The following is a 16499-nucleotide window of genomic DNA, read 5'->3' as shown; positions in this document are numbered from 1 at the left end:
AATCCGTGACTGGCTGCAAGCGTTTGTAATCTTTGGGGAATGTGTTGAGCTGTGTTGCAACGCAAAAAGCGCCCCGTGGGGCGCCTTGGGTGTATCGAAGTCTTTGATATATAGGTATATTTTTTGGTTTCGGGGACAGGATTACTCGAAGCCCCTACAATCGAAATCGCGGCATGATGTCAGGGAACCCGGCCGCAGGAAGCTTTCGGCCCATAGCCGACGGTCGGATTCGTTCCTGAACTGTGCCGTGCAGTTCCCGAAGCCGCAGGTGCCGTCAAGTTGCCGGGCGGGGTATGAGCAGGTCCGTCTTGGTAGGGCATCGGGTCGGACTGCCGGGTCAAGCGCCGGTCTGCAGAGGCTTCAATCGCGCGACACTTCCCATGGTGCCAGCCAATCTCCCTTCACGCGCAGGTCGATGCCTGCGTCTTCTTCAATAAGCTTGCAGACGGTCATCTCGCCCGCTTCCATGCCGTAACGGGCACCGGCCTCGCGGAAGCGGGCATGGGTGGCATCGGTCATCTCGGAACGGACGCCTGTATCGTCCATCAGTTCCTTGATCAGCGCGAGATCCTTCAAGCAGAGCTTGATCGGGAAGGACGGATCGTAATGCCCGGCGAAGATCGAGGGCACGTCGTGCGACAGGACGAAACTGTCTGCCGCGCCGCCCTTCATCACTTCCCACCAGACAGCGGGGTCGATGCCCGCGATCTTGGCGCAGACCATCGCCTCACCTATGGCGGCGGCGTGGACTTTCCATAGCTGGTTATTGACCAGCTTCGCCACGTATCCATTGCCATATTGGCCTACCTTGCGCAGTTCACCCATTGCTTCGATCACCGGGCGGACGGCCTCGATGTCGGCATCTGCCCCGCCCACGAACATCGGCATGTCGCCTCGGATCGCCGCATCGACGGAGCCTGTCACCGGTGCGTCGACCGGGCGGCCTCCCTTTGCCACGAAGTCCTTCACCAGTTCCCGCATGAACTTCGGCGACGAGGTCGTCATGTCGATCCAGACCTTGCCCGTGCAATCGCCGTGGATCAGACCGTTCGGCCCCTTCAGCACGGCCTCGCATTGCGGGGGGCCAAAGACCATCGAGACGACGCAATCCACCTGATCGATCACGGCCTTCGGGCTGTCGGCCCAGATTGCTCCCAAGGCGAGGTGATCCGTCGCCGCCTCGGGGCGGAGGTCATGGACCACCGTCTGAAACTTCGCGCGCAGAATGTTCTTGGCGGCGTTGCCACCCATGGTGCCAAGACCGATGAATCCGACCTTCATTAGAGTCCTCCTGTTTTTCATGGGATAGTCCCTCGGACCAGCATCGGTAAAACAACATTCACTTCTGGATGGCATCGCTTTATCCAATGCCATGCATGACATCGACACCAAGCTCCTGCGCTCTTTCCTGACCGTCGCGGCGGAACGCAGCTTCTCGCGCGCGGCGATGCGGCTCGGCTGTTCGCAGGCGACCATGTCGCAGCGCATCCTGCAACTGGAGTCGCTATTGGGCGTGGCGCTGTTCCGCCGCGATTACCATGACGTAACGCTGACCCCCGCCGGTCAGGATCTGCGGGCAGAGGCGCAGGCGGTTGTCGATGCCCATGACGGCCTCATTGCGCGGGTGACGCGGGGGCGGGTCGCGGGCGGCGTCCGGCTTGGAATCGCGGAGGATTATGTGCTGCCGATGCTGCCACAGCTTTGGCGCGCGCTGCGGCAGCGCGTTCCGGGGGTGGAGATTTCGGTGCTGACCGGTCTCAGCGGCGACCTGTGTCGGCAGGTAGAGGCGCGCTCGCTCGACATGGCGGTCGTCACCCTGCCCGAGATCCTGCCGATGGCCAGGGTCCTGACCAAGCCGCCGCTGCTCTGGGTCGCAGCGCCCGCCTTTGAGATGCCGGAGGACGGTGTCTTGCCGCTGGCGCTTTTCCCGGAGGGCTGTGCCTTCCGCACCGCCGCCTTGCCGCGATTGACGCAGCCGTATCGTCTGGCTTTGGTTAGTGCATCGGGCCAAGTCATCCACGCCGCTGTCGTTGCCGGACTAGCCGTCACCGTCATGGCCGCGGGAACCGTCCCGCAAGATCTGGCCCCGCTGACCAGTCTTCCGGACCTGCCACCGACCTGCATCCAGATCGTGACGCGGGCCCAGGGCCTCTCTCCTGCCGCCGAGGCGGTGCGGACGCTGGTCGAAGGGCTGTGGTGACGGCTACGGCATGTGCGGGCGCGCAAGCAGAGTGTCAGCCTGAGGACGGACTTTGGACGCTGATGAATACAACGCCTTCTGGAATGGCAGAATGCTGAAGGGCAGCTTCCCGCCCTTAGCGTAGGGCAGGCCGGTTACGGCCCTTAGCCGCCGGTCGACCTCACCCCATGCTGCGTGGCCGCGCTCCCCGACGCAGACGTTGGACCGTACTGCAGCATTCTCGCGGCAGGCGACCTCTTTGCGGACGAAACGGACGTCTGACCCTGTCGAAGTCTATTCTTAAGAGGCCACCTACCCTTGAAGGGATGGCGGTTGACACGAGATCGTCAAGGGTAATCTATGATCGCGTTCGCCGCCGCTCTGTGGGGTGAGATCATGGGTCGATTTGGTCAACTTCTGACTGGATTGGTATTGTGGCTTGTAGCCACAACTGCGCCTTCAAGTGCTGTGGACTACACTAAGCCCGGGCCGTATGCGGTTGGGCTGCGGAAGTTCACAATTCCCGAGTCGTCGGATAGCCACAGCATGCCAGCCATGATCTGGTATCCTGCTGCCGGTCCCGCCCCAGACCCCACCGCCGAACTTTCTGTCACGTCTGACACGCCTGCAGCGACAACTGGTCCCTTTCCCTTGGTGGTCGTGATCCAAGGGGCCAATATCAGCCCCCTCGTGCTGGGCACGTTGGGTCGACGCTTCGCATCCCATGGCTTGGCCGTTGCTGCTGCAGATCTTGATACTGGCCCGCTGGACGGTGGGGGGGATTGGCAAGACCAACATTCTAGCTGGTTGCTTTACGATCGCCCGGCCAACGTGGTGCGGGTGATCAGGTATGCCGATATGTTGACCGCCCAGGGGGGAACACTTGCTGGGGTAATCGATACCTCTCGTATCGGTGTCTGGGGGTTGTCGACCGGCGGCAGCACAGCATTCCAAGCGGCGGGCGCACAGGTCGATTTGAAGGCGCTGGATACCTGGTGCATCGACAAGACGGCGGACGAGAAGGCTACCGAGTCGTGCCAGTTCGTTGGCCATGAACAGGCTGTCGCAACGCGTTATGGCGTCTCTGAGCCGTTTGCCGCGCCTTTGCCGCCCATCTGGGACAGTCGAGTAGCGGTTCTCGTCGCCGCAGCTCCGGGCGGCGAACTGCATGCGTTTGGCGACAAGGGCATTGCGGCGATCAAGCTACCGACGCTGATCATGTTCGCGTCCGATGACAACGTTGTCTCGCCAGAGTTCAATGCCTTGTGGGCCTATGAAGGCATTGGCAGCCCAACGAAGGTGTTGGCGATGTTTGATCGTGGCGGACACACGTTTTCGGTTAATTCACGGTCGCCCATCTTCAACCAGGCTACTGCCCTGGCCACTTCGTTCTTGTTAGCTATCCTCAAGGACAACCCTGCGGACGAGGCAAAGTTGATACAAAATGCAGTCTCGTTTCCGGGACTAACCTATAGAACGACGCTGAAATAGACTGGGCGGACACGCTACACTGCCGCCACCGCCTTTGGCTCGACCAACGTCACGATTTGGGCGCTAATCTGGTTCCGCTCGAAATCATGAGACGAATAGACTGGAAATCGGGCAGCTTCATCGCGAAACGGAAACTGGTCCGGAGGCGGTCGTCCTTCGGCTATGGCCTCGAAGCAGCCTTGCGGCGGCGCAGCGTCGGGTCACTCGAGCACAGGCCGACTTCGGTCGACTTGATCGGCCCAAAGCTGCCGTCCGACAAAAGCTAGACAAATGATTGTACGGTGGTTCAGCGTGCATGAAGATCTGGCGTGGAAAATCCATACCCTTCTCCTTCACTGAGTGGCCAGCGAAGCACTTTGGTCATTTCTGCCGGGCGCGCAGTTCGTGCAGGAACGGCATCGACTCGAATTGGTCTGGCTGGACATGCTCCCAAGAAATGCCTTTCGGTCGCGGGTGGCGGTTCCCCGTCGGGATCAGCTCGGCCTCGGTCGCAACGAAGTCGAGCCAGCAATCAAAGGCGAGCATTACGATGCTGTTGCTTGGGACGATCTGGCTGGAGTGTACACTGGTGACGAGCGGGGTATCCGGACGAATGCGTCCGAGTTCGTTCAAGATCCCGGCTTCGAGATCGGCAAAGCCACCTCCCTTGCCGGTCCGAGCGCCGTGGCGTGTCACTGCGACCGAACCGAAGACACACAGGTCAAGCTCGGGAATTTCGGTGAAATCGATCCGCTGGCCATGGGTCATGTAGCCCTGATGGCTAGCCGCCATCTCAAAGCTGATCCCCTTCGCTGTCAGAGCGGCGGGATCGATACGCACATAGGGTGCTTCCTGCACAAGTTCGGGGACGGGACAGTACAAAGTCTTGCTCTCGTAAAGCGCGCGCAGACGCAGTGCGTATTGCGCGGAATCCGGGTTCACCTTCACTGTCCTTGCGGAGGCCCAAGCAGGCAGTTGGGTAAGGCGCCATGCTGCGGTATCCGCGCCAGTAAAGTTCGGGATGTGGCTGCGCGTCGGACCGATCGCCACACCTTCGGCGATAAGTCCGTCCCATATCACATTGCGCAGTTCGTCCTTCGCGGGATTGCGACCAGCCCAGCGACCACGGTCTTCCATGGCATCCTCCTTCAGTGAATGGGTTTTCTCAGCCTGAGCCCGCTTGAGGCATCGAAGAGCAGCGGGTGTTCGGCGGACGGGAACAGGAAGGTTTCCGGTCCAGTCGGCAAAGGAGATGTTGCGGGCATCCTTAGAGTAAGCCGCGACTGACCGATTGCGAAATGGACCAGTCGATCTCCGCCGGTGAACTCAACGGCGGCTATCCTTGCACGAATGCCCCCCGGCGCCGTTTCGCCGAAGGAAAGATGTTCCGGACGCAGCGCAATCAAGCAATTCGATCCCGGCGGCACCGAAAGGGCGGCAGGCGACAGGCCCGGTATTGCCCGCCAAGACTGCCCGTCAGGCAAATGCCACACATCCGGCCCCACCGCTGAAACCGCAAGCAGGTTTGCAGGTGGACTTCCTATGAAACCCGCTACAGAAGCCGTTGCCGGGTTACGATAAATCTCTTCGGGGCTGTCGTATTGCAAAAGGCGACCACCTTCCATGATTGCGATGCGGTCTCCCGTGGCCAATGCTTCGGATTGGTCGTGTGTGACCATGATCGTCGTTATCCCGGTGCGGTCATGCAGCTCTCGTAGTTCAAGCCGCACCTTGTTGCGCAGGACAGCGTCCAGGTTCGACAACGGCTCATCAAGCAACAGCAGGCGCGGCCGGATCGCGATGACGCGGGCAATCGCAACGCGCTGCTGTTGGCCGCCCGAAAGCTCTGCCGGGCGGCGCTGAAGGCCCGGATCAAGCCCGACCATGCCAAGTGCTTCATCCACCCGCTCCTCGGCTTCGCGGCCAGTGATGCCGCGCATGTCGAGACCGAAGCGGACATTCTGGCGGATCGTCAAATGCGGAAACAGTGCGTAGTTCTGGAAGACAAGGCCAATATCGCGCGACCAGGGCGGCAAGTCGGTGATGTCGGCCCCGACAAGCTCGATCCGACCGCGGTCTGCCGCCAACAGCCCTGCCAGAATCGTTTCGCTTTTGAGCATTTCCAAATAGGCAGACCTATGGCAGCTAAGGGCGTATTCTGTTGAAAAACTCACATCTTCACCGAAGCGGGCCAGAGATACACAACATCTTCCTTCGACGGCGGCCCTCTGCAAACAACGTTTGCTAATTGGCGCCTGATGAGAACGGCTTCCCAAGTCTTCTTGGCAATTTGCGCGGGGCAGAGTCTTTCAACAGAATAGGCGGAGAACTGCCCTTGATTAGGGTACATGATTATCACGGAAGTGGTCACTCGATGGAGGAAACGCGACCGCGGGCGAACCTTCTTTTTGGGGCGTTGGGGACCGGCAGTTCGCGGTCGACCGCCCGGGCCGACCGCCGAGCGACCCGCTTGGCGGTGTTCAGGTCACCACCACGATCTTTCCGCCGGCCGCGTTTCCTTCCATTGTCCGGTGCGCCTCGACGATCTCGTCGATGTGGAACACGCGGCCGATCGGGGGGCGGAACGCGCCCGCCTCGACCGCGTCGATCACCTGCTGCAGCGGCGTCGCGATGAAGTCGTCGGAGCCGCCGGCGTAGGTGGTCAGGTTCACGGCTGTCGGGATCGCCCCCATCGGGCTGAAGCGTTCGAACTCCCACGCATTGCCGACCATGCCAGTCATGCAGACCGCCCCGCCGCGCGCTGCCGCCTGTAGGCTGTCGAGCAGGGTCGTCGTGCCGACAAGCTCCAGCACGCGCTGCACGCCGCCGGGATGCGCGGCCTTCACCGCCTCGGCGATCTGCCCGTCATCGACGAAGACCTCGTCGGCGCCATTGGCCAGCAGCATCTCGCGCCGGTCCGCCCGGCGCGTCGTGGCCAGCACGCGAAGTCCAGCCTGCCGAGCAAGGATCGCGGCCGTCAACCCGACCGAGGTCGTCCCGCCTCGGATCAGGAGCGTTTCGCCGGTGGTGATACGCAAGGCCGTGTGGAGCGAGCCCCAGGCGGTCTGCACCATCTCGGGCAGCGCCCCGAGCACGTCCCAGGCAAGTGCCGTTTGCAGCTTCTGGACCTGTCCCGCCGGGACCAGCGTGTATTCGGCATAGCCGCCGTCGAAGACGCGACCCATGCCGCCCATGGCTGTCGCCACCCGGTCCCCAACTTTGAACCTGCCCTCGGGGTCGGCCGCGACCTCGCCCACCGCCTCGATGCCCAGGACACGCGGGAAGGCCACGTTCGGCGAATGGCCCTGCCGGGTGAAAAGCTCTGATCGGTTGAGCCCGAAGGCCCGTACGCGGATCAGAACCCAGCCGGGCCGGGGCTCAGGGATCGGACGTTCTTCCAGTTTCAGGACCTCAGGGCCGCCCGCCTGGTGGATCACTACCGCTTGCATCGTGTTCATGTTGCCGCCTTCCTGCCGATCTCACGGCTTGCATCATTCTGCGCCGAGCACATGATCCTCCGACGGCGCTCAGCCGCGTGGTGGGTTCGTCGTGGAGAACGCATACCGCGCAATCTTCCACGCGCCTTCCACACGCTGCATCACAAACAGTTCCTGGTTGGCCTCCGGGCCGCTGTCGCCGGTGGCGAGCACCGTCACCGTACCGGCCGAGTTGGTGCGCGCGAAGGCCCAATCCTCGGAAACCGGCACGACCTCGACGATGTCGAAGGCAACCGACAACCGTATGGTGGCGAAGACGCCGTCATAGGCCGCCCGCACCTGCGCCGCGCCCACCGCCGAAGGGAAATGCTGCGGCATGAACACGCCATCCTGTGCGTAAAGCTTCATCACAGCGCCGGTGTCGCTGGCGCTGAGGGCCATTTCGTACCGACGCAAGGTGTCGGTGATCGCGGCGGCTGCATCCGCCCCCGTGCCGCGTGCACCGTCTGCCGGAGCCCGGAGAAGCCCCGTCCAGGCGGGCAACCCCATCTTTTCAAGAATAGACATGTGCGTTTCCTGTGTTGCCTGGTGAATGCCAACACACTTTGCAACTATCCCGATTTTGGCATTAGTCATAGAATTTGGTAATCACAATCTCATCTGAGGGATAATTTATGCAGGACTTCGCCGCGATGGCCTATTTCGTCCACGTCGTCGAACAGGGCGGATTTTCGGCGGCCGCGCGGCATCTGTCCGAACCGCTGTCCACCATCAGCCGCCGTGTCGCCGAACTGGAGCAGAGCCTTGGCGTCAGGCTGCTGGAACGATCGACCCGGAAGGTCAGGTTGACAGATCTTGGCGAGACCTATTTCGACTATTGCCGGCGTGGGCTGCAGGAGTTCGATTCAGGAACGCTCGCCCTTCGGGACCGGCAGTCCGACGTCTCGGGTCTTCTGAGACTCACGGTACCGCCCAGCCTGGTCGAGCCGTTCTTCCTGCCGGCTGTGGTTGCGTTCCAGGCGTTGTATCCCAACGCGCGCGTCGGAATCCTGAGTACCGAGCGCTATGTGGACCTGCTGCACGAACGTATCGACGTCGCTTTCCGCATCAGCCCGCTGAAGGACAGCCAGATGATCATCAGGCGCATTGCAAGCTACGCCATGTACATGGTGGCGGCGCCGTCCTACCTGCAGGGACGGCCGCCGGTCGCGGCGCCTGCGGACCTGTCGTCCCATCGGATCGTCGCCTTTGAGGGCGGATCCGGCCCCGTGACCTGGAGCCTGAGGCAGCAGTCGGCCGCGAAACCAGAAGACGCGACCGTGGTCGAATTGGTGCCGCATCTGTCGATGAACGACTTCGCGGGCGTCCTCGCTGCGGCGATCGCTGGGTGCGGGATCGCCCGGATACCCTCAATCTTATGTGCGTCGTATCTGCGGGGGGGCCAGTTGTCGCGTGTCCTGCCCGGTTGGACATTCGATCTGGTCACGATTTCCGCCGTGACTCCCGGAACCCGGAACATCTCCCGGCTCAATCGCCTGTTCCTCGACCATTGCGCCGCAACCCTTCCGGGCATGCTCGCGCAAGCGGAAGTATAGGCGCATCGGCGACCGCTGCTTGGACGCTTCGGCGTGGGCCTATCTGGTCACGACGATCTTGCCGCCGGCGGCCCCCCCGTCCAGCAGACGATGCGCTTCCCAGGATATCAGCAGATGCTGCAGGATGCCGAGAACGGAAAGTTCCAGGTCTTGGTGGCCGAGAGCCTCGACCGCCTCAGCCGTGATCAGGAGCATGTCGCGTCGCTCTACAAGCGCATGAACTACTGGGGCATCCCGATCATCACCGTCGCCGAGGGCGAGATCAGCGAGATGCACATCGGCCTGAAGGGAACGATGGGGGCGCTCTATATCAAGGACCTTGCGCAGAAGACGCGGCGCGGCCTCGAGGGGCGGGTCAGGGCAGGCAAGTCTGGCGGTGGCAATTGCTACGGATACCGCGTGGTCCGTCAGATCGACGAGCGGGGCGAGTACATCACCGGAGAACGCGAGATCGTGCCCGCCGAGGCGGAGATCGTACGGCGCATTTTCAGGGACTATGTGGCAGGTCAGAGTTCCCGCCAGATCGCGGCGCAGCTAAACTGGGAGGTCATTCCAGGCCCTCGCGGCAAAGCGTGGGGCATGTCCACGATCCACGGCAACCCGAAGCGCGGCACCGGCATCCTGAACAACGAACTGTACCTTGGCCGCCTCGTCTGGAACCGACAGCACTTCGTCAAGGACCCCGACACCGGCAAACGCCAGGCGCGACTCAATTCGGACGACGAACTTGTGGTCACCGACGTGCCGGCTCTCAGGATTGTCGAGGATGAGCTGTGGCAGGAGGTCAAGGCCCGTCAGGGAGTGCACAGGCATGACATGCGGGCTGAGGATGGCTCAACCCGTCCCGAGCGCGCACGGCGCCCCCGCTACCTGTTCTCCGGCCTTCTTACTTGCGGCTGCTGTGGTGCCGGCTACACGTTGGTGGATGCCACGCGTTACGGCTGCGCCGGTCGGCGCAACAAGGGCACCTGCGACAATCGCCGTACCATTGCCCGCGAGGAAATTGAGGCCCGCATTCTGGACGGGTTGAAGGACCACCTGCTTGATCCTGACCTCATCGCCGAGTTCGTTGCCGAGTATCAACGAGAGTATGCACGGTTGATGCAGTCAGATCGTGCGCAAAGGACCCGTCTCGAGCGGGAACTGGCACAGGTCGCTCGCGACTTGGATCGCGTCGTCGACGCTATCGTCTCGGGCTACCGCAACGACACCATCAAGGCGAAGCTCGACGCCCTTGAATCGCGCAAGGCCGAACTGGAAGCGGAGATTTCCGGACTGGGGGAAGAGGAACCCATTCGCCTGCACCCTGGCCTCAGCGAGGTCTATCGGCGGAAGGTGGCGAACCTGACAGCTGCCCTCAACGAAGACGCTACCCGTAGCGAAGCCACGGAACTGCTCCGTGGCCTCCTACAGGAAGTTCGCCTTATCCCAGAGGGCGATGGTCATGCCATCGAGCTTGTCGGGGAGTTGGCGGCCCTCATGGCGCTCGGCGACGGCAAGAACCAGAAAGCCCGCAGCAATGCCACGGGCTTTGGATTAACAGTGGTTGCGGGGACGCGCAACCGCCGTTGTTTGCATAATCCGTTCTGTTTGGTCTGAGACGGACCTGCGACCTTCAGGTTATGAGTGAGGAGGACATGTTGCCCCATGTTTGCTGGCGTCGCCGTAGAGAGACGCCTTTTCCGGCGCTTACGTGACCAGTTCCGATGTCATGTTTCCTCTTGTCACACCACGAGGGAACATGACACAACATTGCGAAAGCAGCAATATCGCGGCAATGCCATGAGCCTCACCGACAAAGCCATCCGGGACGCCAAGCCCAAGGAGAGTGTGTACCGCCTGCGTGACGGCAACGTTGTCTGCAGAGGCTTCGGCGTGACTGTCGCACCGTCGGGGACCAAGACCTTCTTCCTGTCCTACACATCGCCAGAGGACGGCAAACGCAAGCAAGTGTCGCTTGGGGCATTCCCGGCCGTATCGTTGCGCGATGCGCGCCTGAAAGCTGCAGAAACCCGCAAGTCCGTAGACACGGGCATCGACCCGGTGGCTGCCAAACGGGACGGTATCGCCCGCCGCATGGCCCAGCGCGAATTGGGCACCTTGGGCGACCTGCTTGATCTTTATGCCTCCGATCTGGAGATGGATGGCAAGCGCACTGCGAAGGAAGTGCGGCGCATCACGACCAAGGACATCCCCCCTGCCCTGCTGGCGCGCCCAGCGCATCTAGTAACCCGCGACGATATCCTCGACGTCCTGACGCCCATAGCCCAGCGTGGGAAGCTGATCCATTCGGACAATGTCCGTGCCTACTTGCGCGCGGCGTTTGAGTTGGGCTTGCACGCGCCTTCCATGACGCGCTGGCGGGGCCGCACGAAGGATTTCCAGATTACCTTCAATCCGGTCGCCACGGTGCGGAAGTCTGTCAGCCGGAAGCCGCGGGGGCAGCGCAACCTGTCCCCCGACGAAATCCGTACATTATGGCAGACGACACTACTGACGCGACCGATGCATCTCGCCCTACTCTTGATCCTGGCGACGGGTCAGAGGGTGGAGGAAGTGCTAGAGGCCACTTGGTCGGAGTTTGATCTCGACCAGAAGATCTGGAGGATTCCGGGCGAGCGGCGCAAGAACCGGAACAAGACGGCAGAACCACATCTCGTCCCCCTGACCTACCTGCACATCGCCCTGCTGCAGGCCATCAAGGCGGAGACGGGGCATAGCGCCTTTCTGTTTCCGTCCCGCACTGGCGAGGGGCCGCGTCGCTACGACAGCCTGAACCACTCGGTCCGGCGGTACATCGGCGCCAGCGGTCTGGCGTCCTTCTCGCCCCGCGATCTGCGGCGCACATTCAAGACAGTGGCAGGATCCTTCGGCCTGTCACTTGAGATCCGCAACCGACTGCAGGGGCACGGACTCTCGGACGTCGGGTCGGTCCATTACGACCGGTACGACTATCTGACGGAGAAACGGGCGGCGATGTTGGTGTGGACGCGCTCCCTGCGGCGGCTTTTAAAAGGACGAAAGCTATGAGCGGAGCAGACCTGGATCCATTAGACGAAGCGGGGAAGTTATTGCTGTTTCTGGCGGTGTCCCAGGCGAGGCTCGCGGTTCAAAATCCTCAAGAAAATAGAGTGAGCCAGGCGGAGTACCAGGCTGCACTGGCGCAGGTTCGGCGTCTCCTGGCGGACGTGTCGCCGGCGCAGGACCCCCACAAGTTTATGGCCGCCAAGACGGCCCTCGAAAGCCTGGAAGCAATTGAGCGCGGGGAGGCCATGCTGGGCGGCATGGGGCCTTTCCGCGGCTTTGCTGAAGGTGTCCTTGGAGGACCGCGAGAAGTTTCGTTCGGTGGCATCAAGATCGCCAGAAAACCGACGGCAGAGGAAGCCTTCCTAAAGGCTGCCCTGGTCGTACTTTGGGAAAAATTTCCCGAACGGCGACCAGAACTGGTTAAGGAGGCGCGTAAGCATCTCGGGATCTTGAACCAAAAGCAGGTCGCTAAAATGGTCGACAACTTCAATCAGCGCCACGACGTCGACATCGCGGCATCCCGAACCCCGATAAGCATCCATATTCCGTTGGTTACTGATCTTGTAACAAACCACGGGTACACCTGTCTCTCAGACTTCGTCTGATTTTTCCTACACGCCCCCTATCCCGTGTAGGAGTGGTTCTTCGGCATGCTTGGTGAACGTTCAACAAGCATGGAGAACCACGATGACCGCGACCGACACCGTGCCGGAGCTGATGCTCGCAGGCGAAGTCACCAAACGCATCCCATACAGCCAAGTGCATCTGCGCCGCATGGAGCGGCAGGGTAAGTTCCCCCGTCGTGTAAGGGTGGGAGCAAATCGCGTTGGCTGGGTCCGGGCCGAGATCGAACAATGGCTGAAAGACCGGATGGGGGACCGCTGAAATGCTGGCTTCGGACCCCAAATGGATCGAATACGTCGAGTACCACTTCAGGAAACTGAACCCTGATCGGTGCTTCTGGGTACGACCTGTGTACCCCGATGACGAAATCCATCCCTCCTCTCTGGTGGATTTGGGCGGCGACGACTTGTTCGTTGCAGTCCAGCTTTCTGAGGAAGGGCCTGCAGAGCAGCGCCTCTACTTCAAGGCTGAAACAGGGACGGACGTCGACATCACCGATCAGCAAGCCCGCGCACTCTTCATTGCGCTTATGCTCCTCAAGGATCGGTAGCGTGACTGATATCGTGACAGTCTTGAGGGCGGTTCAACCCGAACGCGTCTGTAAGACTTATAACTTGGTGAACGGCGGCCTGCAGAAGGTCGCCGTTGCACAAATCACGTTCGCAAACGCCGAGCCTCGGGACGCCTCGACCGCAGAAAACATGCGGCGTCTGCTGCAAGACGCGAGTGAAACAACGAACGTCGCATTGGCGACCGGCAAATGGATCAACGGAGACACGCCGTTCGCCGTCGTCCCCGAAGCGCAACTGGCTGAAATGCTTTCCAGTACCCCAGGGCAGGTGGCAGGCGGGGTACATGTCGTTAGCGGTCGCAGGATCGCGGCCCGTCTCAAGCGCGGCTTCGAGCCATCTGGCTGGGTTCTCTTCGACGCTGACAACCCAGAGGGCATGCCGTCGGACTGGTGCAGTCTGTCCATCGGCGATCGGCTTGTCCTGTTCGAAAAGATCCTTCCCGGGATCAGCACATGCGAGCGCATCGAACTTCGATCCTCGTCCGCGCGCGTCAGCAAAACCGGTGTCTTTGGCCCTGCGAGCCATGCTTACATCCGGCTGTCTGACCCCACCAAGCTTGAAAATCTGCGGTCACACGTGCAGATCGAAGCGGTACTGAAGGGGCTGGCATTCGACTCACCTCGACTTAGCCGTCTCGATCCCGGACGTGTCATCGGGCATGCGAAGCGCACCCTTTTCGATACCGCGGTCTGGGTGCCTGGCCGGCTCATCTTCTGTGCCAAGCCCGATGTGAGCCGCGCTCCGGGGTATGCTGTGGCTGACGCAGACATCCGCATCGTCAACGAAGGCGGTGGGACGCTCGACCTCGGTTGGCTGGTAGTCGTGCAGAAACCTCAACTCGACGAATACGAACGGAAGACCGGGCACCGTGTCCATTTCGAAAGTCGCGGCGGGTCCCTCATGTGCACGGATTACAGCCAGTTGACCCTCGACACGGAGGTGGAGGTTCGAGGTAAAACGAAGCCGCTTTCGGAATGGCTGGCACAAGTCCCCGATGACGGAAAGCTACGTTGTGAGACGCCGTTCAGGGCCAGCAACTCCGAAGCGGCGTTCATCGCACGGCACAAGGACGGCGCTCCGTTTCTGTATGACGTGGGCACCGACACGAAGTACTGCCTGCGCGAAGAAACCCGCGTAGCGACGGTGGCTGAGTTGCTGGTCGACGCGAAAGCAGTGGATGCGGGCGACACGGACAAGATCGGTGCCATCGCGGTCGCAGCAGGTCGCCTTCAGCCCGTCGAACAAGACCGGGTGCTGCAGCAGCTGAAAGCGTCAACCCGATTGTCTGTGGCTGCCCTTCGCGCCCAGATGAAAGGAAAGGAGCCAGACCAGCTCAGCGTCGCGATGGATGTCTTGGACAGAATTGGCGGCCGAAACCTACTTCGCGCCGCGGACGGCTTCTGGCGCTGGCGGACCGAAGGTGTTTGGTCACCGTGCGACGACCTCGAGGTCAAGCAGGAGGTTCAGACGACTATCGCTGCCTCAGGCCGTGACGTGTCATCGGCCCTTGTGGATGGGGTAGCAGCGGTCTTGGGAACGCATGTCTTCGCGCCCGATCACCGGTTCAACCGCGGCGCGCCGGAGACTGTGAACTGCCAAAACGGCGAATTGGAGCTGGTGGATGGGGTATGGACCCTGCAGCCACATCGCCGAGAGCTGTACAGGACGACGCAGATACCTGTCAGCTACGACCCCAGCGCAGTAGCGCCCAAGTTCGAAGCTTTCCTTCAGGAGGTCTTCCAAGGCGACGTTGATCAGGGCGACAAGACCGCCGCGGTCCTCGAGATGATGGGATACAGCCTGGTCGCCCATGCCATGCGCGAAAAGTTTGCGATCCTGATCGGGTCGGGCGCGAACGGGAAGTCCGTGCTCTTAGGCGTGCTAGAAGCGCTTTGCGGAAGCGAAAACACGGCCGGTGTGCAACCGTCGAACTTCTCAAATACGTTCCAGCGTGCGCACCTGCAGGGGAAGCTGGTAAACATCGTCACCGAACTTGGCGAGGGCCAAACCATTGCCGATGCCGAACTCAAGGGCATCGTGTCTGGCGAGCCGTCGACCGTAGAACACAAGTTCAAGCCCCCGTTCGTGATGCGGCCGTTCGCAACCTGCTGGTTCGGGACAAACCACATGCCCCAGTCTAAGGATCATTCTGGCGCGCTGTTTCGAAGGGCACTGATCCTCCAGTTCAACCGGGTCTTCAACCCGAGCGAACAGGACCCTGGCCTAAAGTCGAAACTGATGACCGAGCTGCCGGGCATATTGAACCTTTGCCTGATGGCCTACGCGAAGGCGGTCGCCAAGGGCTTCACAGAGCCGACTAGCTCGCATGAAGCACTGAAGGCTTGGAGACTGGACACCGACCAAGTCGCGCACTTCGTGGAGGAGGAGTGCAGCCGGGACTTCGGCGGCGAAGAACGCTTCTCGGATGTCTATGGGCGATACGTTCCTTGGGTCGCGGAAAACTCCACCGGTAAGCCCGTATCGAAGAAGGCGTTCAGCGACCGCCTGAGCCGGATGGGCTTGATGACCGAAAAGAAGCGGGATGGCGTTATCGTGAAGGGCCTGTGGCTAAAGGCGGGCGTCCTCAACTCATGATCGCTTGGCAGATCCCGCAGGCATTAAGAACGCTGCGGGCGGTGATCCGCCTGACGGCAGCGCGGCTGGCGGTGACCTACGGCTGCGAGGTTGCTGCCAGCAATCAGGAGGTTGTCGACCGTAGCGAGGGAGTATTCGTCGCACTTCCCTCAGCGCGGGGGATGGAGGAGTTGTCGCGCCTCCGCTTCCGCCCCGAACAGCCAGTGCTCTCTGCCATGGCTGGAACTCGTGCCCACGCTCTATCCACGGCCATCGGCCCAGCCTGCGGCGACATGGCGATGATGCCAGGCTATGCCAATGCGCTCCGGATCGGACCTTCGATCCTTTTCCCCGGCGCGTCGTTCTGGCGAACCTTTCTAGGTCATGTCGGACCGGTGCTTGTCCTCCAAACCGAGGACCAGTTCGTTGCGGCGGCGGCGTTTGGCGCACTGTCGGGCGCATCCTTTGCGTGGATGGCGCAGGTTATCGACTGGTTTACCGCACAAGGCCTGCCGCCCGACCAAACCCGCAAACTCGTCGCTGCAACCCTGCGCGGCAATGCCGAAGTGCTGCTGCAGGAGGATCTCGCGATGGAAGATATCCTGCGAAACGTCGCGACGCCCGGAGGGATTACCGAACTGTTGGTGGCCAAGCTCACCGAAACGGGGGGATTGGAAGCGTGGGAGCGTGGGCTAGATGCAGTGGCCCAGCGCCTGGAGGGCATAGGTCAGGCGTAGAAGCGCAGCGCAAGGTGATCGATGACCTTGGGGCCTCACGCGTCGGAATCGTGGGTCGTGCCAAGTACAGCGAAGCCACGGTGAATGCCGCGATCAAAGGTGCAATCTGCCTCAGCTTCGGTGGTGAGCGGGACAGGAACCACGTTCTGGCCCAGGGCGGTCTGGACCGCGACGACGCAGGGGGCGGTCAGCAAGGCACCGATCGCAAAACAGGAACCTGCGTCTGCGCACGGTGGTCTCCTGGAAAGTCCGGAGTATGGGAAAGCGGCGCGGCCGAAGGCGGC

At 61.6% G+C, this 16499-nt stretch carries 15 protein-coding genes; 10 read left to right on the top strand and 5 right to left on the bottom strand.

The window, feature by feature from the left end:
- Window positions 1–360: 360 nt before the first annotated feature.
- A complete protein-coding gene (locus ACROUL_RS08530) occupies window positions 361–1281 on the bottom strand; it encodes an NAD(P)-dependent oxidoreductase (RefSeq protein ID WP_431299077.1) in 921 nt (306 codons plus the stop codon).
- Window positions 1282–1372: 91 nt separating this feature from the next.
- Here ACROUL_RS08530 and ACROUL_RS08525 point away from each other — a divergent pair, with 91 nt between their 5' ends.
- Window positions 1373–2200, top strand: coding sequence for a LysR family transcriptional regulator (locus ACROUL_RS08525; protein ID WP_431299076.1), 828 nt, complete (start codon window positions 1373–1375; stop codon window positions 2198–2200).
- 339 nt (window positions 2201–2539) lie between these two features.
- Window positions 2540–3670 carry an alpha/beta hydrolase family protein gene (locus ACROUL_RS08520; protein WP_431299075.1) on the top strand — a complete coding sequence of 377 codons (1131 nt, stop codon included), beginning with the start codon at window positions 2540–2542 and terminating at the stop codon, window positions 3668–3670.
- Between the two features lie 360 nt (window positions 3671–4030).
- On the opposite strand, the gene ACROUL_RS08515 is transcribed toward ACROUL_RS08520, so the two are convergent.
- The 4 genes from ACROUL_RS08515 to ACROUL_RS08500 form a co-directional block, all read right to left on the bottom strand.
- Entirely contained in the window at window positions 4031–4786 is a 756-nt protein-coding gene (locus ACROUL_RS08515) for a 5-formyltetrahydrofolate cyclo-ligase (protein WP_431299074.1), read from the bottom strand.
- Window positions 4787–4797: 11 nt separating this feature from the next.
- Complete coding sequence (locus tag ACROUL_RS08510) at window positions 4798–5925, bottom strand: ABC transporter ATP-binding protein (protein WP_431299073.1); 1128 nt, start codon at window positions 5923–5925, stop codon at window positions 4798–4800.
- A 204-nt stretch (window positions 5926–6129) separates the two neighbouring features.
- Window positions 6130–7107 (bottom strand): zinc-binding alcohol dehydrogenase family protein, encoded by a 978-nt coding sequence (locus ACROUL_RS08505; protein WP_431299072.1) that lies wholly within the window; start codon window positions 7105–7107, stop codon window positions 6130–6132.
- 69 nt (window positions 7108–7176) lie between these two features.
- Window positions 7177–7653: a YybH family protein gene (locus ACROUL_RS08500; protein ID WP_431299071.1), complete on the bottom strand. Its 477-nt coding sequence runs from the start codon at window positions 7651–7653 to the stop codon at window positions 7177–7179.
- A 107-nt stretch (window positions 7654–7760) separates the two neighbouring features.
- On the opposite strand from ACROUL_RS08500, the gene ACROUL_RS08495 reads away from it, so the two are divergent.
- The 8 genes from ACROUL_RS08495 to ACROUL_RS08460 all read left to right on the top strand — a co-directional run bounded on the left by ACROUL_RS08495 (window position 7761) and on the right by ACROUL_RS08460 (window position 16215).
- Entirely contained in the window at window positions 7761–8681 is a 921-nt protein-coding gene (locus ACROUL_RS08495; protein WP_431299070.1) for a LysR substrate-binding domain-containing protein, read from the top strand.
- A 90-nt stretch (window positions 8682–8771) separates the two neighbouring features.
- Window positions 8772–10280, top strand: coding sequence for a recombinase family protein (locus ACROUL_RS08490; protein WP_431301265.1), 1509 nt, complete (start codon window positions 8772–8774; stop codon window positions 10278–10280).
- A gap of 183 nt (window positions 10281–10463) precedes the next feature.
- Window positions 10464–11711, top strand: a complete 1248-nt coding sequence (locus tag ACROUL_RS08485) for a tyrosine-type recombinase/integrase (RefSeq protein ID WP_431299069.1) — start codon at window positions 10464–10466, stop codon at window positions 11709–11711.
- Window positions 11708–12313: a hypothetical protein gene (locus tag ACROUL_RS08480; RefSeq protein ID WP_431299068.1), complete on the top strand. Its 606-nt coding sequence runs from the start codon at window positions 11708–11710 to the stop codon at window positions 12311–12313. Before ACROUL_RS08485 ends, ACROUL_RS08480 begins: the two co-directional genes overlap by 4 nt.
- 82 nt (window positions 12314–12395) lie before the next feature.
- Window positions 12396–12593 (top strand): helix-turn-helix transcriptional regulator, encoded by a 198-nt coding sequence (locus tag ACROUL_RS08475; protein ID WP_431299067.1) that lies wholly within the window; start codon window positions 12396–12398, stop codon window positions 12591–12593.
- Between the two features lies 1 nt (window position 12594).
- A complete protein-coding gene (locus ACROUL_RS08470) occupies window positions 12595–12882 on the top strand; it encodes a hypothetical protein (RefSeq protein WP_431299066.1) in 288 nt (95 codons plus the stop codon).
- 1 nt (window position 12883) lies between these two features.
- Window positions 12884–15499, top strand: a complete 2616-nt coding sequence (locus tag ACROUL_RS08465) for a DNA primase family protein (RefSeq protein ID WP_431299065.1) — start codon at window positions 12884–12886, stop codon at window positions 15497–15499.
- A complete protein-coding gene (locus tag ACROUL_RS08460) occupies window positions 15496–16215 on the top strand; it encodes a pyrroline-5-carboxylate reductase dimerization domain-containing protein (RefSeq protein ID WP_431299064.1) in 720 nt (239 codons plus the stop codon). The genes ACROUL_RS08465 and ACROUL_RS08460 overlap by 4 nt, the downstream gene beginning before the upstream one ends.
- Window positions 16216–16499 lie beyond the last annotated feature (284 nt).

Origin of the sequence: Tabrizicola sp. BL-A-41-H6 (genome assembly GCF_050632395.1) — a bacterium.
In the GTDB taxonomy this organism is placed as follows: domain Bacteria; phylum Pseudomonadota; class Alphaproteobacteria; order Rhodobacterales; family Rhodobacteraceae; genus JAUYQR01.
Note: the sequence above shows the minus strand (reverse complement) of the source record. Positions and strands in the feature narration are given on the sequence as shown.